The 17827-nt window shown below is 63.8% G+C and carries 17 protein-coding genes; 9 read left to right on the top strand and 8 right to left on the bottom strand.

Annotation, left to right across the window (positions count from 1 at the left end):
* Positions 1-181 precede the first annotated feature (181 nt).
* The 7 genes from ACFXK0_RS21465 (at position 182) to ACFXK0_RS21495 (ending at position 6381) form a co-directional block, all read left to right on the top strand.
* On the top strand, positions 182-1333 hold the full coding sequence (locus ACFXK0_RS21465) for a Fic family protein (RefSeq protein ID WP_379412344.1): 1152 nt from the start codon (positions 182-184) through the stop codon (positions 1331-1333).
* A 458-nt stretch (positions 1334-1791) separates the two neighbouring features.
* Positions 1792-2133, top strand: coding sequence for a WXG100 family type VII secretion target (locus tag ACFXK0_RS21470; RefSeq protein ID WP_379412345.1), 342 nt, complete (start codon positions 1792-1794; stop codon positions 2131-2133).
* Positions 2133-2438 (top strand): WXG100 family type VII secretion target, encoded by a 306-nt coding sequence (locus ACFXK0_RS21475; RefSeq protein WP_379412347.1) that lies wholly within the window; start codon positions 2133-2135, stop codon positions 2436-2438. Before ACFXK0_RS21470 ends, ACFXK0_RS21475 begins: the two co-directional genes overlap by 1 nt.
* A gap of 6 nt (positions 2439-2444) precedes the next feature.
* Entirely contained in the window at positions 2445-3701 is a 1257-nt protein-coding gene (locus ACFXK0_RS21480; protein WP_379412349.1) for a hypothetical protein, read from the top strand.
* Between the two features lie 26 nt (positions 3702-3727).
* Positions 3728-4099 (top strand): hypothetical protein, encoded by a 372-nt coding sequence (locus ACFXK0_RS21485; protein ID WP_379412350.1) that lies wholly within the window; start codon positions 3728-3730, stop codon positions 4097-4099.
* A 142-nt stretch (positions 4100-4241) separates the two neighbouring features.
* Positions 4242-5729, top strand: a complete 1488-nt coding sequence (locus ACFXK0_RS21490) for an NF041680 family putative transposase (protein WP_379412511.1) — start codon at positions 4242-4244, stop codon at positions 5727-5729.
* 202 nt (positions 5730-5931) lie between these two features.
* Complete coding sequence (locus tag ACFXK0_RS21495) at positions 5932-6381, top strand: hypothetical protein (protein WP_379412351.1); 450 nt, start codon at positions 5932-5934, stop codon at positions 6379-6381.
* A gap of 426 nt (positions 6382-6807) precedes the next feature.
* Here the strand turns inward: ACFXK0_RS21495 and ACFXK0_RS21500 are convergent, their stop codons facing one another.
* From ACFXK0_RS21500 to brxD, 8 genes are all read right to left on the bottom strand, one after another.
* Entirely contained in the window at positions 6808-7092 is a 285-nt protein-coding gene (locus ACFXK0_RS21500) for a hypothetical protein (protein ID WP_379412352.1), read from the bottom strand.
* Positions 7093-7184: 92 nt separating this feature from the next.
* On the bottom strand, positions 7185-9602 hold the full coding sequence (locus ACFXK0_RS21505; RefSeq protein WP_379412353.1) for an AAA family ATPase: 2418 nt from the start codon (positions 9600-9602) through the stop codon (positions 7185-7187).
* Between the two features lie 45 nt (positions 9603-9647).
* Positions 9648-10229, bottom strand: coding sequence for a hypothetical protein (locus tag ACFXK0_RS21510; protein ID WP_379412355.1), 582 nt, complete (start codon positions 10227-10229; stop codon positions 9648-9650).
* A gap of 214 nt (positions 10230-10443) precedes the next feature.
* Positions 10444-10893 carry a hypothetical protein gene (locus tag ACFXK0_RS21515; protein ID WP_379412356.1) on the bottom strand — a complete coding sequence of 150 codons (450 nt, stop codon included), beginning with the start codon at positions 10891-10893 and terminating at the stop codon, positions 10444-10446.
* Entirely contained in the window at positions 10890-11474 is a 585-nt protein-coding gene (locus ACFXK0_RS21520) for an exonuclease domain-containing protein (protein ID WP_379412358.1), read from the bottom strand. The genes ACFXK0_RS21515 and ACFXK0_RS21520 overlap by 4 nt, the downstream gene beginning before the upstream one ends.
* A 29-nt stretch (positions 11475-11503) precedes the next feature.
* Positions 11504-12166, bottom strand: a complete 663-nt coding sequence (locus ACFXK0_RS21525) for a hypothetical protein (RefSeq protein ID WP_379412359.1) — start codon at positions 12164-12166, stop codon at positions 11504-11506.
* 320 nt (positions 12167-12486) lie between these two features.
* Positions 12487-14622, bottom strand: coding sequence for a DEAD/DEAH box helicase (locus ACFXK0_RS21530; RefSeq protein ID WP_379412360.1), 2136 nt, complete (start codon positions 14620-14622; stop codon positions 12487-12489).
* Complete coding sequence (gene brxD, locus ACFXK0_RS21535) at positions 14619-15932, bottom strand: BREX system ATP-binding protein BrxD (RefSeq protein ID WP_379412362.1); 1314 nt, start codon at positions 15930-15932, stop codon at positions 14619-14621. Before brxD ends, ACFXK0_RS21530 begins: the two co-directional genes overlap by 4 nt.
* A gap of 14 nt (positions 15933-15946) precedes the next feature.
* Here brxD and ACFXK0_RS21540 point away from each other — a divergent pair, with 14 nt between their 5' ends.
* Entirely contained in the window at positions 15947-16648 is a 702-nt protein-coding gene (locus ACFXK0_RS21540) for a DUF4365 domain-containing protein (protein WP_379412363.1), read from the top strand.
* Complete coding sequence (locus ACFXK0_RS21545) at positions 16630-17826, top strand: hypothetical protein (protein WP_379412365.1); 1197 nt, start codon at positions 16630-16632, stop codon at positions 17824-17826. Before ACFXK0_RS21540 ends, ACFXK0_RS21545 begins: the two co-directional genes overlap by 19 nt.
* The last annotated feature ends 1 nt before the right edge of the window (position 17827 follow it).

A 17827-nucleotide genomic window follows, 5' to 3' on the forward strand; every position in this document is an offset into this window, starting at 1 on the left:
CCCGGAAGCTAAGGCCACCTGCGCCGATGGTACTGCACTCGACAGGGTGTGGGAGAGTAGGACACCGCCGGAACATCATTGCGAAAGGCCCTCCAACTTCGGTTGGAGGGCCTTTTTGCCTTCCGCAGCAGTGTCGGCCCAGGCGCTACGACCGTGTCGCATTGACGTAATGATTGCGTCAATGCATGATGGAACGGTGCTATACCCAACGCCGAACCTTTCTGCCCAGGACCAGCGTGTCCTCGAGGCAGTTGATGAGATGCGTGAGCGATTGCGGCACCAGGTACAGGGTGTGCCTGCGAAATGGACCGGCGGGATTCGGAAGTTCCTCACCGCGGATGCCGTGGCGGCCTCGAACTCGATCGAAGGTTTCAAGGTCTCCACCGTGGACGTCGAGGACCTCATGGCGGGTGAGCAGGATATCGACGTCACCGACGAGAATCGTGCGGAGACCCTGGCCTATCAGCAGATGATGACGTACCTGCAGACGTTGCACGATGCCCGGAACTTCGATTTCAGCAAGGGCCAGCTCAATGCGCTGCATTGGATCCTGCAGGGCCACAGGCACACCTCACGCAAGCCCGCCGGTCAGTGGCGCCGGGGCCCGGCCTACGTGACGGACGCTCGCGATCCCAGCATCGCCGCCTACACTGCCCCCGCTGCCGAGGCCGTTCCTGAACTGGCCGATGAACTCGTGGCGTGGCTGAACACCGCGGACGAAACTCATGCATTGATTCGCGCCGCCATGGCGCATCTGCACTTGGTATCGATCCATCCCTGGTGCGACGGCAACGGCCGAATGTCACGATCCCTCCAGACCTTGCTGATCGCACGGGAAGGAGTGCTGGCGCCGGAATTCTCATCGATCGAGGCGTGGCTGGGACGCCCTGGCAATACCTGGGAGTACTACCAGGTATTGGGCCGTCTCGGCGCTAGCTACCGTCCCGATCAGGATGTTTCGGAGTGGATCAGCTTCAACCTGCTTGCCTACCACCAGCAGGCCCAGACCGTGCACGCGAGATTCGAGCGATCGGGTCGGATATGGGAGCAGCTGGCCGGCTTCGTGGAGCAGTCCGGCCTGGATGAGCGGGTGGCGTCGGCGCTACACGATGTCTCGATGGCCGGGCGCGTGCGGAGGTCCAGGTATGGAGCCAACGAGGGGCTCAGTGTTCAGCAAGCCCAACGAGATCTGAAAACACTGGTCCAGCGACGTGTTCTGGCCTCCGTAGGGCGAACCAAGGCCAGGTATTGCGTCGCGGGGGAGAAATTCCCGGAGATCGTTCTCGAGACAGCTCGGACGCCGGTCAGTCTGGTAGACCCGTATCGAGGGTGATGGCGGCGGTTCTGGTACCCACCGCTACCACATGCAGCGGCTGCACCATCTCGGCGCCGGCTGATTCTCCGGATCGGGCACCCGCATGTCCACGGCATCACGGTGACTCTGTCGATCCTCGCCCACACCCCCCAGGTAGAGCAGCGCGCGCCGAGGGGGTTAGTTAGTGCGTGAAACCACCACTTCACGCGACCATCACACCAGGTCAAGGCGATACAGGTCCGAAAATTCTGGTTACCTGACCAAACTCAGGTTACAACCTGAAAGGTCACCCTCCGGGCCCGTGGAAGCCACGGCTACTGGCCAGTTGCCCAAAAGCCGCTGATCAGCGGCTCTCGACCAATCCGAAACCGATTACGCTGGGCCGAAGGCCCTGCGTAAGATTGAGGTTAACGAGCGCGCTGCAGCCCTGTCCTGTAGTGCAGTTTTGGGACGACTGCTGGGTGAGGGGATCGATGATGGCAGCTGAGGAATGGGCTGGCGCAGACTTTGCTGTGGTGCCTGCAGAGGTCACGGACGCGGGAAAGTACGTGCAACTGGTAGCAGAGTCGCTGGTCAACGGATTACGTTCCCTTGATAGCGATATCACTGCGCTGTTGGAGACGTGGAAGGGGTATTCGGCCGAGATGTACGGTACAGCTTGGATTGAGACCAAGCAGGGGGCCGATGAGGTGTTGGAGGCGTTGTCGACCATGGCCAGGCTGCTGGGTGTGACGAGCCAGACACTGTCGGACCAGGACACTGCGCGTGCTGCGGCCCACGAACCGCTTGCGAGCACGCTCGACTTGCCTGGGTTGTGATGAGCGACAGGATACAAGGCTACCAGGTCAATCTGGCGGAGCTGGAACAAATCACGGCACGCGTCGGTGGTTTCGTGGGGTTCTTGAACGATAGCTTGTCGGGCCTCAAGCAACGGACCAACGCAGTTCAGCAAACATGGAACGGTACAGCAGCGGACGCTCAGGCAGCAGCATTTCAAAAGTGGCTGACCGGTGCGACCGAAGTCGCCGAGGGAATCGACGCGATTAGGCGGACTGCGCAGGAAGCCCACGATCGCTACACAACCGCGGTAGAAACAAATCTGCGTATGCTCGGGCGGCGATAGCAATCGATGTCCGATGAGATCAATATTGACCCCCAGGTCTTCTATGACGCGAGCCGAGACTGCCTCAATGTTGCAGCAGCCTTCGATGCCTACTTCACGCTCGCGATCGGCGGACTATCCGAGTGCGGCGAAATGGCTGGGAGCTATGACTCTGGTCGCGCATGGGCGACCTCATACGATGCACGAGCTGTCGACACAATTGCAACAGCGAAGAACTTGATCGCGGCACTCGCGACCTATAGCGAGATACTCGGCAAAGTTGGCTACATGCACGCCCTTGCCGACGCAAATCCTGACAACGACGCACCACCTTCGGCGCCACCGCAATTCGAGGCACGGAGCTTGTTGTCACCTCCGTCCGCAGGTGGTCCAGGCCAGGGCCTGGCGGACAACGTCGGCATGGGCCTTCTGGAGCTCATCGAATTACCTGTTCCCGACGGTAACCCGGATCGGTTGGATCTGGCTGGCAAGGTTTGGCACGCAATGGCCACCGACGACGTGATGGTCAACAACGTTGCCTTGCTCGCCAAACAACCCGGACGGTTCGCGGCGGCCAAGTCCACTGAGGTGGAGTTCGTCATCGAAGATCTCCAGGAGCTGCACACCGCGGCAGAAGATCTTCGACATGCATGTGGCGAGCTGGCCCAGTCATGTCGTGAGCACCGGGCCGCAGTAGGTGAATTACGCGACACCATAAAGGGAATCCTCAATATTCTGGCCGAGGAAGTCGCGATGACTCTCGCGTTCGCAGCAATCGGGGCTGTCTTCACCGTCGGGCTTGCAGCCGGTGCCGCCGTGGCGAAGGGAGCCCATTCGGTAAAGAAAGCGGCAACGGCGATCAGTGCGGCAATCCGCGCATGGAAGGCCGCCAAGAAGCTGGAAGGCGGAGTCAAGGCCAGTAAGGACCTCAAGAAGAGCCAGTCGGTTCTTGAGCGTATCAAGAATCTCAAGAAGGCGGACAAGGCCGAACCTGGGAAACCTTCCATTCCAGATCAGAAACTTCAGGACTCGAAAAACTATGCGCTTACGCCTCAAAAACTCGACCATGTCTTCGTGGACAAACACAAGCTGAATGGATTTCTCCAGGGTGCTGGCAGCCGTGAGGCGGCCATGACCAAACTGATCGAGGCTGTCCAAGGAGCTCCTGATGGAATCTACGGCAAGGCCAACCCGTTGGTTCGGACAATCGATGGACATACCATCACTATCCGCGGCGCGATGATCAACGGTGTGTTCAAAATCAGTACCGCCTTCATACCTTAACCAGTTCGAATGAAAGGAACTAAACGATGAGCGTGGTTCCCGTTGCGCCACGACCCTTGTCACCGCGCGAAGCTGCCGTCGTGACAAAGCTGCTCTCCGTCGAATTCGACGGTGCCGCCGAGTTCAGGACGCAGACGTTACGTGCGCAGGTGGTGGCGACTTGGGGTGAAGCGTCGCCCAGCGTGGACTTGGCAGTCGCTCCTGGTGATGACCAAGCAAGCGGCATCGATGGCGAACTTCCGGTCAGCGGCGAGGCTTATGATGAGCGGGGGAACTATATCGGTGAAGTCACTCTGTGGTCGTCGGACGGCTATCTGTCCGCGGTTGAATATGGTTGGGTGACCGACGATACCCCCGAGGTACTTCCGGATCCTGCACGGATCACGGTCTCCGTCTAACTTGAGTTTTAACCTCGGTCCCAGTCAGGCGGCCCCTGGTTGATCTTGAAAGAAGTCCTTGGGTGATGATTCTTCTTGCGACAGAAGGAAACTCACTCCAAGGGCTTCGGTGAATAGTGTGCACGACACCGGCGGTGCCAGCGTGTTCGGGGACCTGTCGGCGTTCCGGCAGGAGTTGTATCAGTGTGTGACCGCGCGCACGGATGCGGTGTTCGAGCTGGTCGACGCGGTGTTGTGCGCGGACGGGCCGGTGCGGTCACTGCCGGAGCTGTCGCTGATCGCCGAGCATCGCCGTGGCCACGGCAGCGTGTACACGGCGCTGGATCGCGGCCGAATTGATGTGGAGCGGTTGCGGCGAGCGCTGGCCGCGGTCCCGCTGCCCAGGGCTGCGGACGGTCGGCTGGTGCTAGCGGTCGATATCACCTGCTGGCTGCGGCCCGAAGCTCACACCTGTCCGCAACGGGTGCTGTGTCACACCTACGGGCGAGCCAAGAACGCACATCAGATGATCCCGGGCTGGCCGTACTCGGTCGTCTGCGCGCTCGAGACCGGGCGCAGTTCCTGGACAGCGCCACTGGACGTGATCCGGTTGACGCCCGGCGACGACGCTGCCACAGTCACCGCGGCCCAGCTCCGGACCGTGGTCGGCAACCTGATCGCTGCCGGGCAGTGGCAGCCCGGCGATCCCTACATCTGGATCGTCGCCGACGCCGGCTACGACGCGCCCCGGATGGCGTTCCTGCTCGCGGATCTGCCGGTGCAGCTGCTGGGCCGGATGCGGTCCGACCGCGTCCTGCGCCGCGCCGCACCGCCATGGATTCCCGGCACCATGGGACGTCCGCCGCGCCACGGCGGCGAGTTCGTGTTCGGCGATCCCGCTACCTGGGGTGATCCGGCAACCGAGACCCTGACCGAAACCAGGCTTTACGGGCCCGCACACGCACGGTCATGGGACCGGTTACACCCCCGGCTCACCCACCGATCGTCGTGGGTCGCTGCGGCCGGGAAACTGCCCGTCATCGAGGGCACCGTGGTCCGCCTCGACGTCGCCCGGCTGCCCAGTGGTGCGACACCGAAACCGGTGTGGTTGTGGCATTCGGGCACCGGCTTGGACGCGGGCACGGTCGATCTGCTCTGGCAAGCGTTCCTGCGCCGGTTCGACATCGAGCACACCTTCCGCATGTTCAAGCAAACCCTGGGCTGGACCGCACCGAAACCCCGCGATCCCGCCAGCGCGGACCGGTGGACCTGGTTGCTGATGGCCGCATACACCCAGCTGCGCCTGGCCCGCAGACTCGCGCGCGATCAGCGGCGTCCGTGGGAGAAACCTGTTGCACCGCAACAGCTCACACCCGCGCGGGTCCGGCGGGTATTTCGGCACCTCCGCCCGAACATTGCATGTCCAGCCAGTGCGCCGAAACCCTCACGCCCAGGACCGGTTCCAGGCCCAGGTCGAGCCGGCCTTGGGAGTCGTCATCGATCAGCTCGCGGGCCTTCGCCATTGGCACGCCAGTTCGGCATCGGTGTGGGCGGGACCCGACATGGTCGACGATGCGTTGCCGGCGACTGTCGGTGTACTCGGCGATCTGGACCGCGGTCGCTCCGGACGCGGTCCGTACTTGCCGGATGAACACCACGACCCAGGATTCTACCGGGGCCGTTAGCGCGTGAAACCGCCACTTCACGCGACCATCACACCAGGTCAAGGCGATACAGGTCCGAAAATCCTGGTTACCTGACCAAACTCAGGAGCGCGCGCCGAGGGGGTTAGATCGCCGAGGGGGTTAGATAGGGAACTGTCGGGGGAGTCTTTCGGGGAGTACGGGGAAGTAATGGGAATTCGCGAGTTGGTCTACGTCGCAGGTCTCTGCGTGGTGATGGCTGTGCCGGCGTGCAGTCACGCGGTCGAGGGGTCGGCGGTGGCCGCGGAGACCAGCACCGTCACGAACGACTGGAAATCGCCACAGGGCACCTGGATCGGCACCTACGAATGTTCCCAGGGCACAACCGGACTGACGTTGACGGTGCAATCCTCGGTGCAGGCAGAGTTCGCCTTCTACCCAACACCGGACAACCCCACAGTACGGTCGGGCAGCTTCCGCATGCAGTGGCGAGTCGAGTCGGGACGACTCGTATTCCGCCAGACAACGTGGATCGATCGGCCCGGTTCCTACGTGATGGTCGACCTCGTCGCCGACCGCACCGAAAGCACGACCACACTGAGCGGCAAGGTGATCGGCGATGGTTGCACGACTTTCCAGCTGACCCGCGACGTGTCCTGACGCCTGTCCGCAGCTACACGTGTGGCTTCTATGTCATCGATGGCTCCCCAATGATCCCGGCGGCGGCGAGGGTTCTGGCCGCGGCGGCACGGTCCGGCCCGCGCCCATGCTGGACAGCGTCCACCAAGTGCAGCCGGAATCGTCCCAATGGAGACCGTCGGGGTCGATCCAGTGGCCGCTGTCGTTGTCCTCCGCTGTGCCCTCCGCACGGACTGCGGCGATCAATGCCCGTCGGGCCCAGAGTATTTCGGCTTTTGGGAGGTCGTCCGGGAGTCCTGGTCGGTGAATGGTCATCGTATGGAGCCCGGCCTTCGCTTCACAGCGCGGCATTTCAGCAACAGTTGACGTTCTTCGGGGCCGACCGCCCGCATGTGTTCCTTCTCGATTCCCCTGCGCGAAGCGATGATAGCGTTCGTTGAACGGGGGCTACGAGACCGTCCGGGTGGCTTTCGCCGAATCGACGGCATCGGCGACTCTATGCGCGGCTTCCTGCCAGCGCCGCAGTTGCTGAACCGCCGGCGCCAGTTCGAAATCGTTGTGGTGGGCTGTTGTCGACAGCTCTGACCATAGCAATCGCGCGTCGGCCGCGGCTTCTTCGCCGAGGTATTTCGGCAGCACGAGCAGTTGCGCCCGCACCGTCACGCGGCCCATCTGCGGTGACACGGCCCGCCACAGGTCCTGGATGGCCTGTTCCAGCGCGATCCGCAGCATCCAGGCCGCTGCTCGTGGCCACATTCCGCCGACATCGGAACTCGCGTCGGTGATGAGGTTGTCCGCCGTGCGGAGACGGGAGTGGATGGTGTTCAGCGGTTGAGCCACTTGGCGATCCTCTCCGCGCGGTTGACAAGGTCGCCGAGCTCGTCACGGGTACTGCCGTGGGCGCCGCGATTGCATGTCCTGACAACGTCGGATGCCCATGGCGCGAGTTCGGTGTCGAGGTGGGCGAGGATGTCGGACTCCCTGGTTCGGTCGTAGAACACGGCCAGCGCCAGTTTCTGGACGGTGCGTTCGGCCTTGTCGAGCTGTTCGGTGATGTCGGACTGGCGGAATCCGTGCTCGCCGAGCACCCGCCTGACCTTGGTGGTGGCCGCTGATTCGATGGCGAGCCGGCAGCACAGGGCGATCATCTCGTCGGCTTCCTCGCGAGGAAGGTTGCGGGTGAGGCTCAGGGCGCGGGCATCGTCGATGTAGCGGCGGACCGGGTCGATCGACACCCGGACCTCGACGACAGATCGTTCCCGTCGTTGCACGTCGAGGACGGTCGCGGGAATCTGCAAGCGCCGCACGGCCTCCGGAAGGCGCAGGTCATGGGTGAAGACGATGACCTGCCGCGTGCGCGCGACATCGGCGAGCACTCTGGCCAACCCGTCGACCTTCGCCGGGTCCATCGATTGCACAGGGTCGTCGATCATCAGGAACCGGAACGGGCTCTGTTCGGCGGTGGCCCGCGGCAGGAACAACGACAGCCCGAGGGCGTGCAGTTCGCCCTGGCTCATGACGCCCAGTGCCGCGCCGGCGACACCGTCGACGGTGACATCGAGGCTGACCCGTCGAGCCTGCGCCGTCCCTTCCAGCACCACATCGCCGAGCTCGACATTGCTCTGCTGCCGCAGCGTTGTCCAGACCCGCTGCGACAGTTCGGTCAGCGGTCGCATGCGCTCGTTGCGCACAGTAACGGCCGCGCTCTTGAGCCAGACCTCCGCTGCTTTCACTGTTTTCAGCTCGTCGGGCGCGCCGACAAGGGCCGTCGCACTGTCGACCCACGCGGCGATCTGCCGGGCCAGCGGCGCCCATACGTCATCGAGTCCGGCCAGTTCGGTCCGGGCACGGCCCTGCAGGGCGGTCAATTCCGCACGCACCCGCTGATAACGGACACGCATCCGGGCAGGCAGCGACGCGGGTTCGCCGACCGCGAGCTCGGCCCACTCTCGCCAGGCGAGGGCGGCGGCCGCCGAGTCGATCGGGCAGTTCGCCAGGGGCGCGGGAAGCGGCCGGATCAGCTCACGAACCTGGGCCGTTGCCGAGGCGTGCTGTTTGCGCGCTTCGGCGAGTTCCGCTGTGCGGGCGCGGATGTCGGCGATCGACTGCCGCGTGGTACCCCGCCACCGCTCGTCGAGCCGGCCCTCGCCGCACACCGGGCACCGGCAGTCGGCGCCGTCCGCGAGTTCGGTGGCCAGAACGAGGATGTCGAGCATCCGCGAGCTCGTCTCGGCGTCGGCGGTCGCGGCGCCGAGGAGACGGGTCGTCGTGGCGGTGAGTCGGGTAAGAGCCGCTTCGACTGCTGCTTCCGTCGGCAACTCGACCGCGGTCACCGCTGACAACGAGGTGGCCGCTCCGGACGATTCCCCGGCGCCGAGCACTGTACGTGAGAGCGCCTCGAGATCGACCTGGCGCGCCCGCAGGTGCTTTTCGACTGTACGCGCGCGCTCGTCGTCGACGATCGAAAGTTCCGTGAGCAGAGTGTCTTTGCCGCGCTTGGTTTCCTTGATCGCCTTGTCCAAATCGAGGCGTCTGCGCTGCAAACTCGCCAACGCGGTCGTGAGGTCGTCCAGGCCGAGCAGGCTGTGTAGCGCGTCGTACATGCCGCTCGGTGTCCCGTCGATGAGGGACCCCAGCTCGCTGTAGGAGAGGAACGGGCGATACAGCTCGAGCGGCTGCGCGAGTCGCGAACGGTCCAGCGGGCCCGCACCACCCGTCTTGCGCTCGGTTGTCCATCGACCGGCTTCCAGCGCGGTGCCGGGCTCCCAGCTTCCGCTGATGGTCAGCGGGTTGTCCGGGCACTCGGTCTGCAGTTCGACCGCGATGCGCGGCCTCGTGCCGTCGTGCAGGTTGCGCCAGCCGTCCTTCCAGATCTTGGATTTGTTCGCCCAGCGCTTGTTGTCCCCGGTGAGGGCGAACTCCGCGGCTTCGGCGAAACTGGACTTGCCGCAGCCATTTCGGCCGACTACGAGAGTCAGGCCCAGGGAGGGCTGGACGGGGAGCCGGGCAGGCTGTCCGATCCCACGAAATCCGTTGACGGTGATCGACCGGACGAACATTCCGGCCAGCACCTCGTCCGTACCGGTCGTCGCAGACGCGACGCTCTCGGGGAAGGACGCGAGAACGGTCGCAGCGACCTCGGGAGGTACTGCGGTGTCGGCGGTCAGTGCCGCGGCGACGAGATCGGTGAGACATCCGGTGGATGACTCGGACGTACTGGTGACAGATGACGATTCCTGCATCGACGATCCCCTGGTTCGTGTGAGATGTGGTAGGGCGGCGGTCCGTCAGGACAGCGGCTCCGGCTTCACGCGGTCGACGAATTCGGCAGGCAGCGTCGCGATGGTCGGGCTGTTCAGCTCGATCGACATGATCCAGGGCGTTTCCTGGGTGCGTGGTGCGATGGTCCGCCGCTGCCGGTGTTCCTCGGTGAACAACCAGGCCGTCCACACGCGACCGATGTAGTCGGCGACGGCGAACGCGCGGAATCGTGCCTCGTCGTGTTCGGGCGCCGAACGTTCGGGCACGGGCAGGTAGCTCGGCATCACCAACGTGGTCTTCCTGCGCCGGGAGTACTCGGCGACGGCATCGGCGATGCGGTCCTGGAGACGGGTGGTGGCCTCGATCAGGTCGTCGAACACCTCGATCCGGACAGCGTGGGCGAACGGCACCGGAGGTTCGGAACCTTCGGTGAGTACGACCGAGCGATCGGCGGTGAGCGAACGCATTGTTTCCACGTATCCCGGATCGTAGTGCCGGATGACGACGGCGTTCGTGTGGCGGACAATGTGTTCGGCGCTGCAGCTGGTCGCCCACACCGCGGTGTGCTCGGCATGTGGTTGCCGATCGACGATTGCGAATCCCAGCATTGTTCTCCTTGTAGTCGGTAAATCGGTAGTACTAGTCGTTTTCGGGATCCGGCCAGCGAGTGATCCGAGCAGGAACATCTGGCCCACCGTCGCCTCGACCGCGAAGCCTGTCACCGTGAATCGGCTGTACTGGTCCTGCGCGAAATGCCCGAGGACAGGGTCGACGTGGCGCGACTGCGCCAGCTCGGCGCTGGTGGGCGGGGGATGATGGTCGCTATTTGCGGTTCATCGCGTCGAAGATCGCGACGATGATCCAGACCGGTAGCCAGAGCCCGCAGGTGATGAGCGTGAGCATCAGGTGGAGACCGTGATTCGGTCCGCGCCGGATCATGAAGGGTGCTGCCCCGGCGCCGTTGTTCTGGGTGACCGAGATGATCGGCATCGGGTACCCGGGAGGCATCCCGTAGCCCTGCGGTGCGGGGTACGGGGGCGCCTGCGGAACATGGGGCGGCGCCGTCGGATACGGATAGGCCGGTGGGGCAGGCGCAGGTCCGGCGGGATTCGGCGGAGTCGGGTGGATGGGGCGCGGTGGGTAGGCGACATCACGCGGTCGCGGTGCCTGCGGTTCCGGCACGCTGGAGAGGTGGTCCAACGGCATGGTCGGATCGTGGACCGCGGGCGGGTTGGTGGGAGGCGTGCTGGGCTTGTCGATCGGATCGTTCATCGCCGCACCCGACCGAGGTGCGCCAGGCGGGTCCCGTTGATCCGGGCCAGGCCGGCGAGGTCGTGTGCTCCCGCCATCCGCGCCAGCGCGATCGCGATGTCGGCCGCCGCCGCCGCGTCGGCGCCGGCCTCGTGGTGGTTGTCGAGGACGATGCCGAGTGCCGCGGCGACCTGGTTCAACTTGTAGCCACCGAGCAGCAGCTGCCGCTTCGACCATGCGTAGGTGCAGCCGTACTGCCATCCCGGCAGGGCCGACCCGCTGAATTCACAAGCGCGGCTGAGGTTTCCCATGTCGAAGACGGCATTGTGCGCCACCACCGGCAGATCCCCGATCGTGTCCAGCACCTGCGGCAGGAGCTGGGCGAAGCTGGGCTGCTTGGCCACCATGTTCGGGGTGATCATGTGGATCTGCATATTGCGGGGCGCGAACTCGCCGACCGCCGCCGGCGGGCGGCACAGCCAGGAATGCGTGGCGACACGCGTGCCTTTGTGGACGATGGCGACGCCGATCGCGCAGATGCTGCCGTGTTTGGGATTGGCGGTTTCGACGTCGAAGGCGGCGAAGGAGAGGTTGTCGGTCACTCGATGTCCTTGGGGGAGTGGGTAGGTGGTCAGAGCGGGGTGATCGTCTGGATCGTGGCGACCGGTGTGGTGCTCGTATCGCTGCTCACGTGACCGGTGATCACGCCGGCCTTCTTGCCGGTGACCGTGATCGAGTGGAGTCGTTCCCAGTCGGTGCCCTCGTCGAGCGCGACCGTGACGCGATATCGCTTCGACGGATGGAACTCGACGGGCGTCGTGGTGACGATCCGCAGCTCGTACTCGAAGATGCAGCCGGCCGATCCGAAACACGACTTTTCGGTGACAGTCAGCTCCGGAGCGATGTTCTGTTCGGACGGGACGTCATAGACCGGCGCTGCCGGGATCGACGTGTGGTGAATGGTGGCCGCCGGTGATGCCACGGATCGGCTTGTCGCAGTGGTGTTGTCGCCCGATCCGGTGACCGCGCCGATCGCGGCGAGCAGGATCCCGATCGTGCACAAACCCCCGACGGCGGCCAGAGCGATGACCAGTGGTTTCGCACTGCCGTTGGGGTGGACCGGAGGACGCGGTGGCTGGAAGGGCTGCGGGTGCGGATAGGTCACTGGCCTTCTCTGATCTGTCTGGGTGGTGTGCAGGGCCTCGCGAGGCGCTGCGGAGCGGAAGACTGCGGCACCACGATGCGGTGCGTTGTACACAGACTGACGTACAATGAAAACGTTGTCAAGCATCAATCATGATGTTGACATCTGTGTGGTTCTAGTTCAGGATTGGTGTTGTACACGACAAGGTCGGCGCTGCGGTGATCCCGCGAGCTCTGTCCTGAACCGGCAACCCGTTGCTTTCGCAGACACGACAGCAGCGATACGGTGAGACATTTCGCAGCGCGCACCGACGTCTGACCAGTTGTTGCCGAGCGAGATCAGGCCACGCGCCGACCTGTTGTCCTTCACCCCATCCGAATTGCGGAGTTCGACGGACGAGCCCTATAGCGATCGCCTTGCCGGCGGAGCTGCAGAGAGGACTGCATCGCTCGCGGTCGAGCGATCGGGCATCAGCCGATCTGGAACCGCGTCGGTTCTCGAAGTACTTGGAGTGCGCCGTTCACATCGGCCAGGCGCGAGGAGACCGTGGCAGCCGCGAGATTCTCGGGCAACACGTCCGAGAATTTCAGGCCTCGTGTGGCGCGTTCGTCTGCCTGGGGAAGCACAACGACGGGGTCCTGCGCCCGTCGATCGGCCAGCGCGTCGTGCCACAGGCCTGCCGTGAGATCTGGGCGTAGCCGGATGCTGAAGTCGTTGGGGCGCTGCGTCGGATCGACCACGGTGGGGAGAGAAGCTGCCAGTGTCGCATTGGCTCGGAACCCTGCCCAGGTCCACCAGCGCATCGCGTTGCCTTCGTGCTCGACGACGGTGACGGTGTCGTCCACGAGCCCGGCGCCTTTCGATGCTCGCACATCATCGATATGACCGAGTGCACGACGGGTGAGATCGACCGGCGGGTCCACGCCGAGCAGCACGTCGCGGATGGCGCGAGTCAATTCGAACGACAGCCCGCGAATTCCGATGGATGACCATTTCGCTACGCCGCCGGTGTCAGCGGGTTCGACGAACGCACGTCGACGGGTCCAATCGATGTAGTTGACTCGCCAGCTGCGCCCGGCAAGCAGCAGGATGCGAGGTCCGGCTGTCTCGGTCGTCAGGACGGAGGGGTCGGTGTGCCCGATCTCCTGGCGGCCGGCGAGCACTGTGAACTGTGGAGGTGCGGTGAAAGCCGCTGTCAGATCAAGGAAATGTCGCTTGCCGAACCGCTTCTCGGCAGCAGGACCGATATGAAGTAGTCCGCCGTCGTCCTCGAGGTGACCTTCCTTGATCAGATGACGGAGGATGGGTACGGCGGAGATGTCGAACGGCGGTAGTCCGTTCCACTCGGCCGACCAGCTGTGGTCTCCGACGGAGTGTTGTTGGAGTGTGAGGGCGAGCAGCTGCTGCGCCACCAGATGCCTCGGCGCGGGCGGCGCAGTGACGGGCTCGACCCATCCGCGAGACCAGAGCAACAGAAGGCCGGCGGCCTGAAGCAGGGAATCGCTGTCGGTGGCGAGGAACAAGCAGTTGCGGGTGCTGTTCACCCGGCGCCCGGTACGACCGATGCGCTGGAGAAACGATGCAACCGTTGCCGGAGAATCGATTTGGATGACCCGATCCAGGTCGCCGACGTCGATACCGAGTTCGAGGGTGGAAGTGGACACGATCACGCAGTCGCGAGCCTCGGCGAAGGCTTGTTCTGCCCGCGCGCGTTCGTCGACCGACAGCGATGCGTGCGAGAGGAAGGCTGTGATTCCGCGTGTGCGCAGTGCTGCCCCCAGTTCCTCGACCTGCTTGCGCGAGTCGCAGAAGACCAGCCGCTTCTCACCACGATGCAGTGCCGCGATGACTTTGGCGGCATTCTCCAGCGAGCCGACATAGTCGAGTTCGACCTGCCCAGGCGGCGGCGAGGAGGCGGCGGTTCCGGGGCGAGGCGGCGTAACTCCAGGGGCGACCACACGACCTGGCCGGATGTCTGCTCCGGAACCCTGGAGCCAGGTGAGCAGGTCTTCCGGATTGCCGACGGTAGCCGAGAGACCGATGCGTTGAATCGGTCCGCCGGTGACTCTCTGCAGGCGTTCCAGAACTGCGAGCAGGTGCCAGCCGCGGTCGTCGCCGGCGAAGGCGTGGACCTCGTCGATCACCACCGCCCTGACGTTTCCGAGCAATTGATTGTGATCGGTTTTCGTGCCGATCAGCATGGCTTCCAGTGATTCCGGCGTGGTGAGCAGGACATCCGGGTGCTCGCGGCGAATACGGTTCCGGACCGAATCGGTGATGTCGCCGTGCCACAGTGCCGCCGTACGTCCGAGCCACTGGGCATACCCGTCGACTCGGGTGGCGAGGTTGTTCAACAGCGCCTTGAGTGGGCACAGATAGAGAATCGAGGTGCCGGTCCACTGTTGCTGAGACATCGCGCTGAGCAGCGGAAAACATGCGGCCTCGGTCTTGCCGCCTGCCGTCGGTGCCAACAGCACCGTATCCTCGCCGTCGAGAAGTGGAGCGATCGCTTGTTCTTGCAGTGGTCGCAGCCCCGGCCAGCCCAGCGTATTGACGATGTGGTGCACCACAACCGGATCGAGTCGGTCCCACACCTCCTCGGTCACAGGTCGAGGTCGATATCGTCGGCGCTGACGAGATTGCGTTCGGCGTCGGTCAGTTCGGTGACGTTGATCGTGAGCTGGTAGTGCTCGCGCGGATCGAACTCCGGAAATTGATCGATACGGTCGAGTACATCGCCGACGAGCTTCTTGAGGAAGACCCGAGGTGCGATGCCGACCTTCCCACCGAGAGACCCGCTCACCGCCTTCGCCAGATCGGCCACGTAGGCGTCGTCGGCAACTCGTCGGATGCGCCCGGGGTCGCCGCTCCCGTCGGCATAGAGGTCACGGATCGTTGCACCCAGTGCGTTGAGTGATCCGGAAGTGAATCCGGGCAGCCGCAGCTGTACAGCTCGGGGGTTGTCGAATCGAGGGTCGGTGGTGAAATCAGTGGCCAGTCGCTGTGCCAGCGGAGCCAGCCGTTGCACGCCCTGTTGTCCGTCGTAGAACGCAGGGGTGCCGGTGACCAGCAGATATAGGCCGGGGAATCGGCCCGAATGCACTTCGTCGATGAGCTGGCGGAGTGCATTGAGCGCTTTGTCCCTGGCATCGGAGCGAACCCGCTGCAACGTTTCGACTTCGTCGAGTACGAGCAGCAGACCTCGATGGCCGCTGTCGCGCAGCACAGTGAGTAATCCCTGGAGGAATCCGAGTGCGCCGAAATGATCGAGCTCCCCGCGCACGCCTGCCGAGCGCCGAGCCGCCGCGGCCACATTGGGTTGGCCACCCAGCCAGGCGAGAATTGCGGACGCGGTCGCCTCATCGTTGTTCTGCAGCGCTCGGTGGTAGCCGCGCAGTGCCGTCGCGAACGAGGGCGCATGTCGTGACACCTCGGCCAGGCGGGCGGACATCAGCTCACCGACGGCGCGGGGCAGCTCGCCATCGTTCGCGCCGGCTGCCATTGCGTCTTCTTCGAGGGCGTAGAACCACGCGTCGACAACCGGTCGCAGTGCGCTGGGCGGAAAACTGGACGTGGCCAACTGCTCGGTGACTCGCCGGTACACCGTTTCGAGCTTGTGCAGCGGCGTTTCGGTCTCCGAGATCTGGACTTCGGCTACCGCGAACCCCTTCTTTCGTGCCCGTTCGCCGAGCCAGCGGGAGAAGAAGGTCTTGCCGGACCCGTATTCGCCGCGGACCGCCTTGAATACCGCACCGCCGGACGCCACAGTGTCCAGCTCGGCATCGAGCGCGGATTCGAAACGGTCGAGCCCCGTGGCCAGCAGATCCAGACCGTTGCCAGGGACGGCGCCGCGGCGCAGCGCATCGATGACATCGCGCCGGCGCACGGCACTGACCGGGGCAGGGACGCTGTTCACTGTTCAATCCTCGCATGGGTCGTGCTGGCTATCGCCTGACCGTCGACGTTCGATGGTCGCTGCGGTGGGTAATGGTCGCTGTGCAGGCGTTCGGCCCGCTGACGATCTGCAGGCAGGTGTCCTCTCGGCGTGGTTCAATGAGCCATGCCTGGCAGAGGACAGCGGCGATGACGGTTGCGCTCTCACACGTGCTACCCGAGGGATCTCTGCCGCTCAGCGCGATGAAGGAAGACCTCAGTGTCGCCTACATCCACATGCTCGCGAGCGCCTGTGGGTTGACTGTCGGCAGTTGGTCCCAAGACTACGACGGTCGGGATGCGACGCTCAGCTCGAGCGTGGATTACACGCCACACATGTACGCGCCCAAGATCGATGTCCAGTTGAAGTGCAGTGGTCAGGAGGATATCGTCCGGGCCGATACAGTGGCGTGGTCACTCGATGTCCGCACCTACGACTTGATCTCCAAGCGGAACCGTTCGAATCCGGCCCTGTTGTGTGTGCTCGTCGTGCCACCGGAAGCAGGCCACTGGTTGCACCTGACTGTTGACGGGCTACTCGCCCGAAGTCATATGTATTGGCAATGGGGGCACCAGTTACCGCCGGTCAAGTGTGACCAGCAATCACAAACGGTACACATCTCGAAATCCAATCTGCTGACACCCAAGGCGTTGCTCGAGTTGATGGAGGAGGCGAGCAAATGGCAGCCACAAATCTAGCCGGTCCGATCAGTGAGTACGGCGATATCCTGACACCCGCCAATGTCGCACAGTTCCTCGCAACGCGCGATTGGACGTGTAGAACGGATCGGAGAGTCGATCAGGTTTGGGTGCTCGAGGCAGGCGGTGGTGGTCGTCCGGTTTCTGTTCTGCTGCCACGTCAGCCATCGTTCGTCGACTATCCGAAACGTCTTCGTGAAGCCATCGAGACCATCGCCAGCACCTACGATCTGGGCCTTCCCGAGCTTGCTGAGCAGATCGCGTCCATCCGCGCGGATCTGTTCTTCATCCGAGTAGACCAGCGATACGATGACGGAACCATCCCGCTCAGGCAGGCTAGCGCGCTGTTGGACAGCATTGATCAGATGGTTCGAGCCGCCGCGATTTCTGCCCACAATCCGCTGGCAACGGGGCGTGGTCGGATCCCGGATATGGTGAGTGAGTTCCTCAATGAAGATGTTCGTATGGGGCACACCAAAAAGGGAAGCTTCATCATCACTGTTGCCGCGCGAATCGGTGACGATGAGGGCGCGGATGAACCGCAGGAGCTCGGAGAGTCAGTGACCGTTCCGAGCTTCGCCAGGCGAACGATGACGACTTTGGCGCGAAGTCTCGATGTAACCAGGCGCTACGCGGCGACGCGTGATCAGTTCGACGGTATCGGTGACGCCGTCGACCAAGGACTGAAACTACAGGTCGTGCAGGCACTTCAAGAAATTGGTGGCAGTGATGGGATCCGCTCCCTCGACCTGTCGTTCGAATGGGCGGCGGCCGAACCGCAGCAGTCAGCAGTTCCGAGTCACGTGTCGCTGGACCGTGGCCTCATCGATCAGTTGCCCGATATCGAACGACGGCTGGTGCGACGGATCGAACCGGAGCGGATCACGATCGTTGGTCCGGTCAAGGAATTGAAGCGGCAGGATTCCGGCGGTGGTGATGCCGAGGAAAACGGCGGAGAAGTCGTGGTGAATGCCGAAATCGCCGGGCGAATCAGGCGGGTGACAGTTCCGCTCGATGCTTCCGATATGAGTTTGGCGATCACAGCATTCCGCGACAGGCTGCCGTTCACTGCCTCGGGGAAGATCGTCAAGCGTGGAAACACCTGGCGTCTCGCGGAACCGGTTGATGTAGATCGTTCCTTCCTCGAATTCCATCTCGGTCGGCCCGGATCTCGATAGC

It is taken from the genome of Nocardia sp. NPDC059177, from assembly GCF_042755165.1.
In the GTDB taxonomy this organism is placed as follows: Bacteria; Actinomycetota; Actinomycetes; order Mycobacteriales; family Mycobacteriaceae; genus Nocardia.